Below are 14,490 nucleotides of genomic sequence, written 5' to 3'. Positions count from 1 at the left end.
CCGCGCCCGACTCAAGGCAGGAGCCGTATGAGGTAGTTCCTCACGTACGGATCTGAGCGGGGGGCCGCCGGCAACGGCGGTCCCTACCGCAATCCTCGCACTTTAACTTTCAGGGTTGTTGCTACGGTGCTTATTGTAGTTTAGGGCGGAACGGCCCGCTTCTTTCCTTCGGTTTCCTGAACCCGTGTTTTTCCGCGCTCCATTCTGCGGCGCGGCGCATGGTGTCGGGGATGTGGTGACCGGTGAGGCTGATCTTGAGTTCGTCGGGATTGGGTCGGCCGCGCTTGATCTTGAAGCGGTATTTGCCGGGTCGGAAGCCGTGATCGGCGGCGTGGTATCCGATGGCTCGCAGATAGATTGCCGCCTCTTCGGTGTTGCGACCGCTGCGGGAGGTTGGTGTGGAAGGACGGCGACCGGCAGGTCGGGAAGCCCGGGGCCCCCTGGGGCAAGCGGGTTCTCGCCTTCATCGCCGGACTCCTGCCGATCGAGAGTCAACTCTGACGGACCCCTGTTCCCCCGACGATCCCGAAGAGGGAATCGGGAGCCCGGAGAACGGGTTTCGTGGGCACCGAAGCGCCGCGAAAGGGGGTTGCGCCTCTCAAGGTGGAGGTGGGAAGCGGGCCGCTTCCCGCACGGCCCCTCCTTCGCCGAGGCTTTGGGTGGGCAGGCTGCCCCGGGCCGGGGCAGCCACGGCCTGCGGCTGGAAGCCGCAGCTCCTTATACGTGCCTGCCGATCTTCTCGACGGCGCTCTCGACGGTGAGCCCGTGGAGCTTGCGCAGGATGTCGATCCTGCCGTGCTCGACAAACTGGTCGGGCCAGCCGATCCGCTCGACGGGAGTGTCGATGCCGGCGTCGTGGAGGTGCTCGATGACCCCGCAGCCGAAGCCGTTCATCAGGACGTGGTCCTCGAAGGTGCAGACGACCTTCGCGTTGCAGGCGACCTTTTCGAGGAGGTCGGTGTCGAGTGGCTTGATGAAGCGGGGGTTGACCAGCGAGACGGACAGTCCGCGCTCTTCGAGCACGGCCTTGGTCTTCTCGGCCATCTCGAACATCGTTCCCAGTCCGATGAGGGCGACATCGGTGCCTTCGGCGATGAGTTCACCCTTGCCGAGTTCGATCGGGGCGCAGGGTCCGTCGAGGGGCTTGCCGGCGATCGGTCCGCGCGGGTAGCGGATGGCGGTCGGGCCATCGTCGTAGGCGGCCATCCATTTGAGCATGGCGACGAACTCCGCCTCGTCCTTCGGCTGCATGTGGATGATGCCCGGCACCGGCCGCAGGTAGCCGATGTCGAAGAGGCCGTGGTGGGTCGGACCGTCGTCGCCGGAAAGGCCGCCGCGGTCCATGCACAGGCGCACGGGCAGGTCCTGCAGCGCGATGTCGTGTACGATCATGTCGTAGGCACGCTGCATGAAGGTCGAGTAGATCGAGAGGAAGGGCCGGATGCCGCGGGTGGCGAGGCCGGAGGCGAAAAGCGCGGCGTGCTCCTCGGCGATGCCGACGTCGAAGTAGCGCTCGGGAAGTTCCTTCTTGAAGATGTCGAGCTTCGAGCCGCCGGGCATGGCGGGGGTGATGGCGACGATCTTCCCGTCCTCCTTGGCGAGGTCCGTGACGGTGCGGCCGAAAATCTCGGAGGCGGTCGGCTTGCCGCCACCATCGGTCGAGCCGTCCTCGATCTTGTAGGCGCCGAGGCCGTGGAACTTGCCGGGATTCTCAAGGGCCGGCTGATAGCCGCGTCCCTTCTCGGTGATGATGTGGAGGACGACCGGTTCGTCGAGCTTGCGGAGGTAGTCGAAGGTCTTGACCAGCAGCGGCAGGTCGTGGCCGTCGATCGGGCCGAAGTAGCGGATGCCGAACTTCTCGAAGAGGACGTTGGGGAAAAGCAGGTGCTTGGCGCTTTCCTCGACCTTGTGGGCGAGGTTGCGGGCGGCCTTGCCGGCGATCCACTCGACGAACTCGGCGGCCTTGTTGCGCACCGAGGAGTAGGTCGAGTGGGTCTGCAGGGCGTTGAAGTAGCGGGCGATGGCGCCGACGTTCTTGTCGATCGACCACTCGTTGTCGTTGAGGACGACGATGAACTTATTGGTGGTTTCGGCGATGTTGTTGAGTGCCTCCAGGGTGGGTCCGCAGGTGAAGGCGGCATCGCCGGCGAGGGCGACCACGTGGGAGTCCTCCTTCAACTGGTCGCGGGCGGCGGCCATGCCGAGGGCGGCGGAGAGGGCGGTGCCGGCGTGTCCGGCGCCGTAGCAGTCGTGCTCCGACTCGGTGCGCAGCAGGAAGCCGTTCAGCCCCTGGTACTGGCGGATCGTGTGGATCCGGTCCGCCCGGCCGGTGAGCATCTTGTGGACGTAGCCCTGGTGGGCGACATCGAAGACGAACTTGTCGGCCGGAGTCGAGAAGACGCGATGCAGGGCGATGGTCAGCTCGACGACTCCGAGGTTCGGGCCGAGGTGGCCGCCGGTCCGGGAAAGGTTGGTGATCAGGGCCTCGCGGATCTCGTCGGCGAGCTTCGGCAGGTCCTTCTCGTCGAGAGCCTTGACGTCCTCGGGCGATTGGATGCCGGACAGCAGGGGGCCGAGATGCGGGGGCTCAGAAGAGTCGGATATCGTCATCGTCGTCAGGCGCGTCCGTGGTGTCGGACGCTTCGGGGGTCAAGGGCTTTTCGCCTTCGTCCTCATCGGACGGGCTGGCGGTATCGCGGTCGGCGATGGTCTTGAGGCGTTTGCGGGCGGAGCCGAGAACCTCCTCGCAGCGGCGGAGCAGGCGGGTGCCCTGCTCGAACCGCTCGACCATTTCCTCGAGCGGCAGGGATTCCTCTTCGAGGGCCGCGACGATCTCCTCCAGGCGGTGGATCGCCTCTTCAAAGCCCGGAGCTTCGTCCTTCGCGGGCGTGGTTTTCTTCCGGGGCATCAGTTGCGGGTGTCGCGGAGCTGGCCCTCGCTGTAGTAAATCATTTCCTGGCGCAGGAGGGGGGTGCGGTAGGGAAAGCGGCGGTAGATCTCGGCGATGCTGCCGGCCTTGTCGTAGATCGAGAAGCCTGGCTGGGCGGTAGTCGGGCCGGTGATGGAGGCGACGCGACCGTCGAGGACCAGGGCGGCGAAGTCGCCGTATTCGGCGGCGACGCTCGAGCTGGGGCCGGAGTCGCGCGACTCGGGCGTGATCAGGATTCCCGAAAAGCGGGTGCCGAGGTCGGTCGCCTTGGCATCGAGCTGGAGGAACTCGTCCTTCGATCGCGGCAGCCACAGGCTGTAGGTGTCGGCATACCAGGCGACGGCCCAGGGCTGGTCGGAGACGACGATCTCCGGCTGCAGGGGATCGCTTTCGACCCATTCGGCCATGCCCTTGTTGAGGATGAGCGGGTAGTAAGGCGGCCACTGCGGCCAACCACCCTTGTCGGAGACCTGCATGTACATCCGGACGTCCTTGGGCAGGGTCAGCAGGATGGGTGCGGCGGAGAAGGCGACGATCGCGATGTAGTGGGCGTTGCGCAGGAAGGGCGCGGACGAGACGAAGTCCAGCCGGCTCCAGAGGATGGAAAGGAAGGCCAGCCCGTAGGCCGCCATGATCGGGGCGAACAGGATGTGGATCTGGTTCGGGTGGAGGGCGTTCGAGCTGTTGATGCCGAAAATGGCCATCCCGATGGCGCCGAACAGCCACATCAGCGCGATCATCCATCGGAAGCGGGCAATCGAGGGGCGCTTGAAGGGGTGGAGCAGCGCGATGAAGAAGACCGGGGCGGCGAGGATGCCGCCGAGGAAGGGGACGAGGTCGGTGGCCTGGACGAGCGTGGTGCCGAGGATCTTGAGCAACAGTCCGTCGATGAGCAGCGGAGACGAGGTGAGATCAAGCGTCCGCATGATCGCGGACTCGTTGCCGTTGGAGAGGCCGTTGTAGAAGACAAAGCGGGCGGCGCCGAAGGGCTGGCCGGTGATGTCGGCCATCCGGATCAACGGGTAGAGGACCGCCAGGAAAAGGACCGCCAGCGAGGAGAGCGCGATGATTCCCCGGGGCCGGAAGGCGATCGCGGCGTAGATCAGGTAGCCGAAGAATATCCAGGCGGTCAGCCAGTGGGCGAGGACCATCAGGGCGAAAAAGGCGGCGGCGATCAGCGGCTGGATGATGGAGGAATTCCCCTCCTCCTGGTTTTCGACCGCGCGATAGGCAAAGTAGAGCCCGCAGCTGAAAAGCAGCAGCAGCAGCATCTGTGGCAGCCCGCTTTGGGAGAACTTCCAGAACAGGTCGCACATCACCATCAGCAGCGCGGTGACCCCCGCGATCTTGCCATCGAAGACCCGGCTCACCAGCAGGTAGCTGACGCCGATGGCCATCATGAAGAACAGCGTGGAGACCAGGGCCACGACCCGGTCCAGGTCGTAGATCAACTGGCTGTCCTGCATCTGCCAGCTCTTGAAATTGTCGGCACCCACCAGCTTGAAGACGGCGCCGAGGATGAGCGGGTTGAGGGGCGAGTGGTAGGTGTCGTGGAGACCGACGAGGGGGACGTTGCCCTCGGCCTTGGTCTCCGCGAGGTGATGCTCGAGCGGCCGGATGAACTTGGTGGTGAGCCCTTCCCCGCGGGCCACCTGGCGCGCGATCTGGGCCTGGTCCATCGCCTGCTCGGTGCCGAGGCCACGGAACAGCACGAAGAGGTGGACGATTGCCAGGGCGAAGAGGATGACGAAAAACAGGAGCCGGCGGATGATCACGGCGCCGTCGAAGGTGGTGTTTGACTGGTTCATGGGGTGGGGCGGGGGGTCAGGCGTCGATTTCCTTGAGTTTGCGCTGCAAGGTGCGGCGGCTGATTCCGAGCATTTCGGCGGCGCGGGTGCGGTTGCCATCGGCCTCGGCCAGCGCAGCCCGGATGGTTCGGGTTTCCAGCGCATGCAAGTTGAATTCCGGGGGAGCGGCAAGGGTGATTTTCCCGCCGGATCCGGGGGGCGGAGCGGAGTTTTCGCCGCGCAAGGCCGCGGGCAGGTGGCGGACGTCGATCACCGGGTCGTTGGACATCACCACGCCGTGCTCGATGGCGGTGCGCAGTTCGCGGACGTTGCCGGGCCAGGGATGGCGTCGCAGCAACTCCATCGCCTCGTCGCTGAGCGGCTTCACCGGGCGGCCGTTTTCCTCGGCGAACTCCTTGAGGAAGCCGGCGGCGAGGAGCACCACGTCCTCGGCGCGGTCGCGCAGCGGCGGCATGGCAATGCGGACGACGTTCAGGCGGAAATACAGGTCTTCGCGGAAATCGCCGGACTCCACCATCTCGACGAGGTTCCGGTTGGTGGCGGCGAGGACGCGGACGTCGACCTTGATCGTGGTGTTGGAGCCGACCCGCTCGATGGTGCGCTCGGACAACGCGCGCAGCAGCTTGACCTGGGTGGAGGCGTCGATTTCTCCGATCTCGTCGAGAAAGAGGGTGCCGCCGTCGGCCTGCTCGAAGCGCCCGACCCGCCGCTGCGAGGCACCGGTGAAGGCCCCCTTTTCGTGACCGAAGAGCTCGCTTTCGAGAAGCTGGGGGGAGAGGGCGGCGCAGTGGACGATCACCATCTTCTCCGCCGGGCGGCCGGAAAGCTGGTGGATCGCGTGGGCGACGACCTCCTTGCCGGTGCCGCTTTCGCCCTCGATCAGGACCGTGGCGCGGGTCGGCGCGACCTGCTTGACCGTTTCGATCACCCGGCGGATGCCGGATGACTTGCCGGTGAGCCGGCCCAGTCCGGCGGGGTCGGGGATCTGCTCGCGGAGCTTGGCGTTCTCGCTTTCGAGGTGGCTCGAGCGCAGGGCCCGCTTCAGCAGCATCTCCACCTCGTCGAGGTTGAGCGGCTTGGTGACGAAGTGCCAGGCACCGCGGCGCATCGCCTCGACGGCGGTATCGACCGAGCCGTAGGCGGTCATCATCAGGCAGACCGGCGGCTTCTTGATGGAAAGCGCGGCGTCGAGCACATCCATGCCGGAGTCGCCGCCGAGTCGGAGGTCGGTCAGCATCAGGTCCGGCGGGTCGCCTTTCAGCACGCCGACGGCTTCCTCCAGGTTGGAGGCGGTGAAAACGTCGAATTCCTCGTCCAGCGCCGCCCGCAGTCCGTCGCGGGTGGCTTGTTCGTCATCGACGATGAGTAAAGTCGGAGTCATGAAGTGGTGAGAGTTCGAACCGCAAAGACGCGAAGGCGCAAAGGCTCAGGAATTGGGATGGTTCAGGACGACTCGCTTGATGCCGTTCTTGATGAGTGGCACGTTGAAGTTGATGAGCAGGCCCAGGGTCTTCCGGGAAAGCTTGAGGTAAGTGAGCAGTTGGGCGTGATGGATCGGCTGGATTTGATCCACGGTTTTCAGCTCAACAATCAGGGTTTCGTCTACAAGCAGATCAAGGCGGTAGCCAACGTCCAGTTGCAGTCCTCGATAGGTGACCGGTTGCGTGAGCTGTACGGCTACCTGATGGCCGCGCAGTCCCAGTTCGTGCCGAAGGCATGCCTCGTAGGCGCTTTCGAGCAGGCCTGGACCCAGTTCGGAGTGAACGGCAAATGCGCTGTCCACAATGCTTCGAGCGATTTCTTCGATTTTCATTTTCCTTTGCGTCTTTGCGTCTTCGCGGTTCGAAATCAATCAACATCAATGACCGTGCTTTCGATGAGGCGGACGGGTTTGGGGCCGCGGGGGAGGAGGATGTGGATGGCGGTGCCGACTTCGGGCTCGGACTCGATCTCGATCTCGCCGCCGTGTTCGCGGACGACCCGCCGGACGATGAGCAGGCCGAGCCCGGTGCCCGCCTGCTTGGTGGTGCGGTAGGGTTCGAACAGCGAACCCATCTGCTCGGGTGAAATGCCGCTGCCGTTGTCGCGGATCGAAATACGGCATTCATAGTCGTTGTGGGCGGTGGCGATCTTGATCCGTCCCTCGTTTCCGCGGATGGCCTGGTAGGCGTTGCGCAGGAGATTGTAGAAGACCTGCTGGAACTGGGTGGCGTCGAGTTCGAGCTTGGGAAAGTCGGTGTCGAGTTCGAGCTCGACCTTGATGTCCCGGCTCGAGAGCTCGGGTTCGAGCAGTTTGAGGGTGTCGTGGAGCGTCTGGTGCAGGTCGCAGGACTCGCGCTCGGGCCGGGTCGGACGGATGGCCTCGAGAAACTGCCGCAGGATGGTGTCGAGCCGCTGGATCTCCCGCCGGGCCGTGCCGACGTGCTCCTCGAGCGGCGCGCGGTCACCCGCCGGCAGCTTGCGCAGTTTGCGCTCGATCAGCTGCAGGTGGATGTCGAGCGAGTTGAGCGGGTTGCCGATCTCGTGGGCGACCCCGGCGGCGAGCAGGGTGAGGGCATTCAGGCGTTCGCTTTCCAGGTGGTCTTCGGCTTCGCGGCGGGACGCGGTCTGGTCGCGGACCAGCATCACCCAGCCGAAGTTCTCCCCACCGAGCGGGGAATTGATCGGGGCGAGGTAGAAGTTGAGGTAGCGGTTCTCAGGGTAGAACACCTCGAGGTCCCGGGAGATGGTCTTGCCCGGCTTGGCGAGTGCGTCCAGGTCGAGTCCCGGAATCCGCTGCTCCAGGGCCTGGCCGACGATTTCGTCGTCGAGGCCGAAGAATTTCTGGGCGGCCCCGTTGATGAAGGTCACGAGGCCGTCCTCGTCCAGCACGATCACCCCCTCGTGCAGCGCCTCGAAGACCTGCTCGAGGAAGCCCTTCTCCCGGATCAGCCGGGAGAGCAGCTGCTGCGCCTCCACCGGGTCGATGCGGTCGAGCCGGGCGAGGAGCTTTTCGAGGAAGCCGGACTTCATGAGGAGACGGAAGATGGAAAGACAGAAAACAGAAGACTCGGATCCGTGGCGATGGGATCAGAGTTCGACTGGCTGGATGAACGGGGTATCAAGGGGGCGTGAAAAATGAGGTCCTGGTCGTGCTGTGCACCTTTCCGGATGAGGAGCGGGCGCGACAGATTGGCGCACTGCTGGTGGAAAAGCAAGCAGCAGCCTGCGTGAACGTGGTGCCCGGCCTGCGCTCGATTTATCGGTGGGAGGGCAAGGTTCAGGAGGATGCGGAAGTGCTGGGCATCATCAAAACGACGCGCGAAGCCTATGTCCGAATGGAGGCGCTCCTGCTGGAGGCCCATCCCTACGAGACGCCGGAAATTCTGGCGCTGCCGGTCGAGGCCGGGGCCCAGGCCTACCTGCGCTGGGTCGGGGAGAACGTGAATCCGGCCTAGCCCGCGATCGTGAAGCCGGTGACGCCCTCCAGCGGGGGGATGTTGGTCACGTGCATGCCGCGGATGTTGTGGGCCATCGGGCTTTCTTCGGCGATTTCCTTGATGAAGTCCTCGACCTCATCGGCTTCGCCCATGACTTCGAGTTCGACAGTGCCTTCGGGGAGGTTCTTCACCGTGCCCACGACCTCGAAGCCCTTGGCGACATCCTTGCAGGTGTAGCGGAAGCCCACACCCTGCACCCGGCCGTCGAAGATCACGCGTCGTGCGGTCATGCGGCGAGGGTGGGGCCGGACGGGCCGGTCCGTCGAGACTCAATCCGGGGCCGTCATTCCGGACCGAGATGGGTGAAACGGACACGGGTTTCGGTCGGACGGGTGATCGAAATGCGGTCCCCTTCCGGAGTCTTGATCACTTCGTCGGGGTTGGCGTCGCGGTCCGATCCGGCCAGGAACCCGGCCATGGCGCAGCCCGCCCGGGCGACGGCCTCGGCCGTCGCCGCATCGGCGAGCTCGATGTCCCAGACGAGGTCGAGCTGGGTGTCGGAGCGGGCGGTGAGTTGGTAGCGGTCGCCGCGCCAGCCGTCGGCATGGACGGCGAGTGCGGGATCCAGCGTTTCGAGCCACAGTTTCAACCCGAGCCAGCCGGCCGTTTCCTCGAGCACGGGCTCGTCATTGGAGGCCGGGAGTTCGATGGCTCGGGCTTCGATCCCATCGAGGTCCGGCGCGAAGCGGGCGGTGGTGGTGGGCGGCTGGTGGAGGGCTTCGAGCAGCTTTTCCTGCTCCATCAGGCGGCCGGCAACCGCCGCGCCGAGCTGCGAGGGAAAGGTGGCGAGGCCGCGGATGTAGACCGGCAGGTTGTTGAGCAGATCGGCGGCCTCGGACCGGTCCTGGGTGCCGGTGAAGCCGATCCCGAGCGCCTGGCGGGCGAGGAAACGCGTCTCGATCGAAATGGCGGTCCCGTGGTGCAGCGCGGTGCGGGCGCGGTCGGCCTCGTCACCCGCATAGCCGGGAGCGGGCGGGTAATGCTGGTGGAGGAGGATGCGGACGAGCGCCCGCAGCAGGGCGCTCTGGTCGGGGACGCTGCTTTCGTCGAAGCGATCGGTGACCCAGGCCTCTCCGGTCTGGTCGTCGAACCACGATCGCGCCCCCAGCGAGTAGGTGGCGGCCACCTGGCCGGCAAAACGGTCGTCGGGAGCGAGCAGTCCCATCTTTGCCCAGGCGGCTTCGCGGTGGTCGAGGGAGTTCGGAGGAAAGCGGCTCTCGATCGAGGCGGCGACCCGCTCGAGCAGTTCCTCGCCGGCGAGACGGTGGACCACCGGGGTGCTGCGGAAATCGAGCCCCGCCGCCTTTTCCGCAAACTCGATCAGCGGGGCCGGGACCTTCAATTCGCCGCCGCCCTGCGCCAGCGAGCGCAGGCTTTCGTTCTCGCGTTCCAGCATCGCGACCTGCTCCTCGAGCGAGGAGATCGTGGTGCGAAGCTCGGCGGCGTCCTCGCTCTTGGCGGCGCGTTCGAGCTTCAGCCCATGCAGGACGCCCGCCGCGCCGACCGCGACGCCGATCAGGATCGGCAGTAAAGTCTGTGGGCGCATGGTGAAGTATCAGTGGTCTGGTCGGACTGGCTCCAAGTTCAACGGCGCAACGTCATCGATCTTTTCCAATTCGTCGAAGTCAGGCAACGCGTGAGGTTCCACATTGCAGCCAAAGATTTCTTCAGCAGTTTTTCCCTCGATCAAGGTCATGCCGACTGGACGCTCCGACGAGCCATCCTGATTGTAGCGATACATGAAAATGTGGACCGGCTTCTCGTCGTGTTTGCCGGGAAAGAAGCGCTTCTCTCGCGTGTCGTAGAACTGCTCCTGAACCAGCTTGTCGAAGGTAGGTCCGGGTCGCTTGCTGTAGCCGAAACGGACCATGCAGATGTCCGTTCCAACGCTGTCGTAAAGGTTGCACTTGAGTTCCCTTCCCTTGGCGTCGAGGAGGTAGATGGCCTTCATCTTGATCGTTTTGTCGGGCGCGTAGGTGGTCTTGATGACCGATCGCTTGTCGCTGGTCCGCTCAAAGACTGTGTGCGACCCGTCTTCTTCAGATTTGATCCAAGCCGATCCTTCGGACTTAGGTTCCGATTCATCGGGTGAAGGATCGGGCTGCGAGGGCTCTACGGCGACTGACACGGATTCCCCTGCAGAGCCGGGATTCGATGCTGGCTGCGACCTCCAGACAATAACAGACACCACCCCCGCAGCAATCAAGCTGCCCGCGAGGACCATACGCTTCGCATTCGGGCGCATCGTGGGAAATCAGCGTCCGCTGCCGAGCGGTCGGGCGTTGGGGTTGGCCGGATCGACTTCCTCCAGTTCCTTCAGGTCGGGCAGCTGCCCGGGCTCCACGCCGCGGCCGAAGATCTCCTCGGCGGTCTTGCCCTCGATCAGGGTGATGCCCACCGGGCGCTCCGGCGAGCCGTCCGGCTTGTAGCGGTACTGGAACATGTGGACCGGCATCTCGTTGCGCGTGCCGGGAAAGAAGCGCTTCACCCGGGTATCGTAGAGCAGCTCCTGCACCAGCTTGCCGAAGGTGACGCCGGGCCGCTTGCTGTAGCCGAACTGGGTCTTGTAGATCTTGTTCCCGAGGCCGTCGAAGATGTCGCATTTGAGCGGGTTGCCCTTGGCGTCGAGGCGGTAGATCGTCTTCACGCTGATGTTTCCATCGGCGGTGTAGGTGGTCTTGATCAGCGTGCGTTCGTCGTTGCCGCGCTCGAAGACGGTGCGCGAGCCGTCCTTGTTGCGCTTGACCCGGACAAAGGGGCCGTCGATGCCGATGCCCGGCAGATCCTGGGCGGCGACCAGCGGTACCAGACAGGCGGTGATCATGAGCAGAATGGCGCGTCGGATCATGGGCGGCGGACGGTAGAACTTGGCGAAGGGGGGTTCAAGGAGGCATTTTGAGTGCGCCGATGCGCTGGAGAACGAAAGACCGAACCCACGATCTGACCCGTCGCGGCATGATCATGGGGATCCTCAACGTGACGCCGGATTCGTTCTCCGACGGGGGACTTCATCACGAGCCCGGCACGGCGCTCGAACGGGCGCGGCGGATGATCGCGGAAGGCGCGGACATCGTCGACGTCGGGGGCGAGTCGACCCGGCCGGGAGCGGAGCCGGTGCCGGAGGCGGAGGAGATCGAGCGGGTGCAGCCGGTGGTCGAGGCCTTGAGGTCGGAGTGGGACGGGCTGATTTCGATCGACACCATGAAGCCCGGAGTCGCGCACGCCGCGCTGGAGGTGGGCGCCGACATCGTCAACGACGTCGCTGGCCTGCGCGATCCGGGGATGATCGAGGTCTGCGCCCGATCCGGCTGCGGGGTGGTCGCGATGCACATGCGGGGCGAGCCGCGGACGATGCAGCAGGCCCCGGAGTATGAGGACGTGGTCACCGAGGTGCGCTCGTTCTTCGAGGAGCGACTCGCGACGCTGACTTCGGCGGGCATCGACCCCGAGTCGCTGTGCTTTGATCCCGGCATCGGTTTCGGCAAGACGCTGGATCACAATCTCACCCTTCTGCGCGAGCTTTCGGCCCTTCAGGTCGGGGGGCGTCCGCTGCTGATCGGGGTCTCGCGCAAGAGCTTCATCGGTCGCGTGCTGGAAAGCGACGCGCTCGAGGATCGCGAGTGGCCGACGGTGGCGCTCACGGCCTGGACCCGGGAAAGCGGGGCACGCATTCATCGCGTCCACGAGGTCCGTCCGAATCGCGAGGCGCTGCGGATGGTGGAGGCGGTTCTTGGCAGCCCAGTTTGAAGGAAGACCCCCTAAAGGGGGAACTACGTACGCCACTGGCGCGCCGGTTCGGTTAGTAGTTCCTCCTTTAGGAGGTCCAACCGCGAAGCCGTTTCGCCTACTTTTTCTTCTTCGCGTCCTTCAGCGCTTCCCGCCTGGCGTTCTGCACCGGGTCGGCCCGGCGGGTGATCTCGAGGTGGTGGTCGAGCACCTTCTTCAGCTTGGCATGCGTGGCGGCGAGCGCTCCCGGCACTCCGTCCTTCGCGAGGTCGGTGGTTTCGTCGGGATCCTCGACGGTGTCGAAGAACTTGCCGTCGGCGTAGAGCTTGTAGCGGGCGTCCCGGGTGTGCTGGGATGCTTTGTTTCGCTCGCCCATGCGCGAATACCAGCAGTAGATCGCCTCCTTGTTTCTTTCCGCCGCATTCCCTTCGAAAACCGGCATCAGGCTCACCCCCTCGATGCCCTCCGGCGTCGGAACCCCGGCTGCCTCGGTGATCGTCGGCAGCACATCGGTGAAGTCGACGAGCGCATCGCTGACCTGGCCGGGTTCGATGACCCCCGGCCAGCTCGCGATGAAGCCGACATGGGTGCCGTTGTCCTTCGGGCTGCCCTTGCCGCCTTTGTATTGCCGTCCCTGGAACTCGGAGACGATGCCGGTGTAGGTGCCGTTGTCACCGGTCCAGAGGATCAGCGTGTCGTCGCGCTGGCCGGTTTCCTCCAGCGTCGCGACGAGCTGGCCGACCATCTTGTCGGTGTAGCGGACGAAGGCATCCCAGTATTCCTGGGAACGGTAGCCGCCGGGCTCGCCGTCGGCATCCACCCACATCTTCGGATCCCAGTCGGGGTGATCCGGCGTCGGGACGAAGGGCCAGTGCGGCAGCATCATCGGATAGTACACGAGGAAAGGCTCGTCGCCGCCCTTCCGCTTCCTGATGAAGTTGCACAGGTAGTCGTTCACCACGTCGGGCCCGAACTCGCCGTTCTTGAAATCCTTCCGCTCGCCGTCGATCTCGAGTCCCGGGTTCGGGTAGCGGCTCGGGCGCCGGTTCAACTGCCACAGGCAATGGCGGTCGAAGCCGAAGTTCCTCACGCCTTCGTAGTCGCCGAGGAGCTGCCATTTCCCGCCGATGGCGGTGGCGTAGCCGGCGTCGCGCAGCAGGTTGCCGAAAGTCACGGCCTCGGGATCCAGAAACCCGAAGCGGACGTAGTTCCGGTTGTTGTGGATGCCGGTCATGATCTGCACCCGCGACGGCGTGCAGATCGGCTGTGAGTGGGCGTGCTCGAAGCGCATCCCGCTGGCGGCGAGGGCGTCGAGATGTGGGGTTTCGTAAACCTTCGAGCCGTAGCAGGAAAGGTTCTCCAGGCCGATGTCGTCGGCCATGATGACCACGATGTTCGGCCGCTTTTCGGCGGCGGCAGCAGCGAGCATCAGAAAGCCGAGGGCCGCCGGGAGAAGAAATCCGTGCTTCATGCTCGAAAGCTTCGCCGATCGCGGGGCCGGTGGCAAGTTGCCCCGGGGCTTGAGTCATGACCGGGCTCGGTCATGATCGTGCCATGGACCACGTGAGCCAGGGACGGCGGGTGATCGAAATGGAGGCGGAAGCGCTGCATGCCATGAGCGGCCGGCTTGGCGAACCTTTCAGCAAAGCGGTCGCCACCCTCAAGGCGGCGCTCGACGCCCGCGGCAAGATCGTCGTCGTCGGGATCGGCAAGTCCGGCAACATCGGCCACAAGATCGCCGCCACGCTCAACTCGACCGGCTCGACCGCCGTCGTGCTCAATTCCCAGAACGCCCTTCATGGCGATCTGGGGCTCATTTCGGATGGCGATGCGGTGATCGTGCTTTCCTACTCGGGCGAAACGGCCGAGTTGCTCGACCTCCTGCCGCACATCAAGCGCTTCGAGGTGCGCGTGATCGCCCTCACCGGTCGTCCCGGATCGACCCTGGCAAAGCACTCCGACGTCATCCTCGACACCTCGGTCGAGCGCGAGGCCTGCCCGCTGAACCTCGCCCCGACCTCATCGTCCACCGCCATGCTGGTGATGGGGGATGCCCTGGCGATGGTGTTGCTCGAGGCACGCGGTTTTTCCGAGGACCAGTTCGCCCGCTTCCATCCCGGCGGTGCGCTGGGCCGGGCGCTGCTGCTCAAGGTTTCCGACATCATGCGTGCCGGCGAGGCGCTCGCGACCGTGCCGGAGGATGCCACGGTGAACGATGCGCTGGTGGCGATGTCGGAGAGCCGGGCCGGTGCCTGCGTGGTGGTGGCGGCCGGCGGCGCGCTGGCCGGCATCTTCACCCACGGCGACTTCGCGCGCAGCTACCAGGCGGATGCCGCCGTCGGCTCCAAGCCGGTGGCGGCGCTGATGACCCGCGACCCGATCAGCGTCTCCGCCGACGCGCTGGCGGCGGAGGCCGTCAAGACGATCGGCTCCCACCGCATCGACGATGTCGTGGTGCTCGACGCCGAAGGTCGGCCCGTTGGCCTGATTGACACCCAGGACCTGGCGCGGCTGAAGATCGTGTGATCCACCGCCGAATTCGAATCCG

General features: G+C 65.1%; 14 protein-coding genes. 3 read left to right on the top strand and 11 right to left on the bottom strand.

What is annotated here, in order from left to right:
* Positions 1-717 precede the first annotated feature (717 nt).
* From dxs to ACG2LG_RS20345, 6 genes are read right to left on the bottom strand one after another with little or no spacing between them, the layout of a single operon-like run.
* The gene (gene dxs, locus ACG2LG_RS20370) at positions 718-2,610 is read right to left on the bottom strand and encodes a 1-deoxy-D-xylulose-5-phosphate synthase (RefSeq protein ID WP_396262164.1); all 1,893 of its coding nucleotides are present in this window, start codon (positions 2,608-2,610) and stop codon (positions 718-720) included.
* On the bottom strand, positions 2,588-2,908 hold the full coding sequence (gene xseB, locus ACG2LG_RS20365; protein WP_396262163.1) for an exodeoxyribonuclease VII small subunit: 321 nt from the start codon (positions 2,906-2,908) through the stop codon (positions 2,588-2,590). Before xseB ends, dxs begins: the two co-directional genes overlap by 23 nt.
* Positions 2,908-4,737 carry a glycosyltransferase family 39 protein gene (locus ACG2LG_RS20360; RefSeq protein ID WP_396262161.1) on the bottom strand — a complete coding sequence of 610 codons (1,830 nt, stop codon included), beginning with the start codon at positions 4,735-4,737 and terminating at the stop codon, positions 2,908-2,910. The genes xseB and ACG2LG_RS20360 overlap by 1 nt, the downstream gene beginning before the upstream one ends.
* A gap of 16 nt (positions 4,738-4,753) precedes the next feature.
* Positions 4,754-6,118, bottom strand: a complete 1,365-nt coding sequence (locus ACG2LG_RS20355; RefSeq protein WP_396262160.1) for a sigma-54-dependent transcriptional regulator — start codon at positions 6,116-6,118, stop codon at positions 4,754-4,756.
* A gap of 45 nt (positions 6,119-6,163) precedes the next feature.
* Positions 6,164-6,550, bottom strand: a complete 387-nt coding sequence (locus ACG2LG_RS20350) for a GxxExxY protein (RefSeq protein WP_396262158.1) — start codon at positions 6,548-6,550, stop codon at positions 6,164-6,166.
* Positions 6,551-6,585: 35 nt separating this feature from the next.
* Entirely contained in the window at positions 6,586-7,749 is a 1,164-nt protein-coding gene (locus tag ACG2LG_RS20345) for a nitrogen regulation protein NR(II) (RefSeq protein ID WP_396262156.1), read from the bottom strand.
* Between the two features lie 98 nt (positions 7,750-7,847).
* On the opposite strand from ACG2LG_RS20345, the gene cutA reads away from it, so the two are divergent.
* Complete coding sequence (gene cutA, locus ACG2LG_RS20340; protein ID WP_396262155.1) at positions 7,848-8,174, top strand: divalent-cation tolerance protein CutA; 327 nt, start codon at positions 7,848-7,850, stop codon at positions 8,172-8,174.
* Here the strand turns inward: cutA and ACG2LG_RS20335 are convergent.
* From ACG2LG_RS20335 to ACG2LG_RS20320, 4 genes are read right to left on the bottom strand one after another with little or no spacing between them, the layout of a single operon-like run.
* Positions 8,171-8,446: an acylphosphatase gene (locus ACG2LG_RS20335; RefSeq protein WP_396262153.1), complete on the bottom strand. Its 276-nt coding sequence runs from the start codon at positions 8,444-8,446 to the stop codon at positions 8,171-8,173. The two genes, cutA and ACG2LG_RS20335, sit on opposite strands and share 4 nt — an antisense overlap.
* Positions 8,447-8,499: 53 nt before the next feature.
* Positions 8,500-9,762 carry a hypothetical protein gene (locus ACG2LG_RS20330; RefSeq protein WP_396262151.1) on the bottom strand — a complete coding sequence of 421 codons (1,263 nt, stop codon included), beginning with the start codon at positions 9,760-9,762 and terminating at the stop codon, positions 8,500-8,502.
* A gap of 9 nt (positions 9,763-9,771) precedes the next feature.
* Positions 9,772-10,461 (bottom strand): hypothetical protein, encoded by a 690-nt coding sequence (locus tag ACG2LG_RS20325; protein ID WP_396262149.1) that lies wholly within the window; start codon positions 10,459-10,461, stop codon positions 9,772-9,774.
* Between the two features lie 9 nt (positions 10,462-10,470).
* Positions 10,471-11,064: a hypothetical protein gene (locus tag ACG2LG_RS20320; protein ID WP_396262147.1), complete on the bottom strand. Its 594-nt coding sequence runs from the start codon at positions 11,062-11,064 to the stop codon at positions 10,471-10,473.
* A gap of 107 nt (positions 11,065-11,171) precedes the next feature.
* Here ACG2LG_RS20320 and folP point away from each other — a divergent pair, with 107 nt between their 5' ends.
* On the top strand, positions 11,172-11,963 hold the full coding sequence (folP, locus tag ACG2LG_RS20315; protein WP_396262145.1) for a dihydropteroate synthase: 792 nt from the start codon (positions 11,172-11,174) through the stop codon (positions 11,961-11,963).
* A gap of 97 nt (positions 11,964-12,060) precedes the next feature.
* On the opposite strand, the gene ACG2LG_RS20310 is transcribed toward folP, so the two are convergent.
* Positions 12,061-13,413 (bottom strand): sulfatase-like hydrolase/transferase, encoded by a 1,353-nt coding sequence (locus ACG2LG_RS20310; RefSeq protein WP_396262144.1) that lies wholly within the window; start codon positions 13,411-13,413, stop codon positions 12,061-12,063.
* 83 nt (positions 13,414-13,496) lie between these two features.
* Here ACG2LG_RS20310 and ACG2LG_RS20305 point away from each other — a divergent pair, with 83 nt between their 5' ends.
* A complete protein-coding gene (locus ACG2LG_RS20305) occupies positions 13,497-14,468 on the top strand; it encodes an SIS domain-containing protein (protein ID WP_396262142.1) in 972 nt (323 codons plus the stop codon).
* Positions 14,469-14,490: the final 22 nt, after the last annotated feature.

The organism is Haloferula sp. A504, from assembly GCF_044385805.1.
Classification (GTDB): Bacteria; Verrucomicrobiota; Verrucomicrobiia; order Verrucomicrobiales; family Akkermansiaceae; genus Haloferula.
This window is presented reverse-complemented; position numbering and strand designations above follow the sequence as displayed.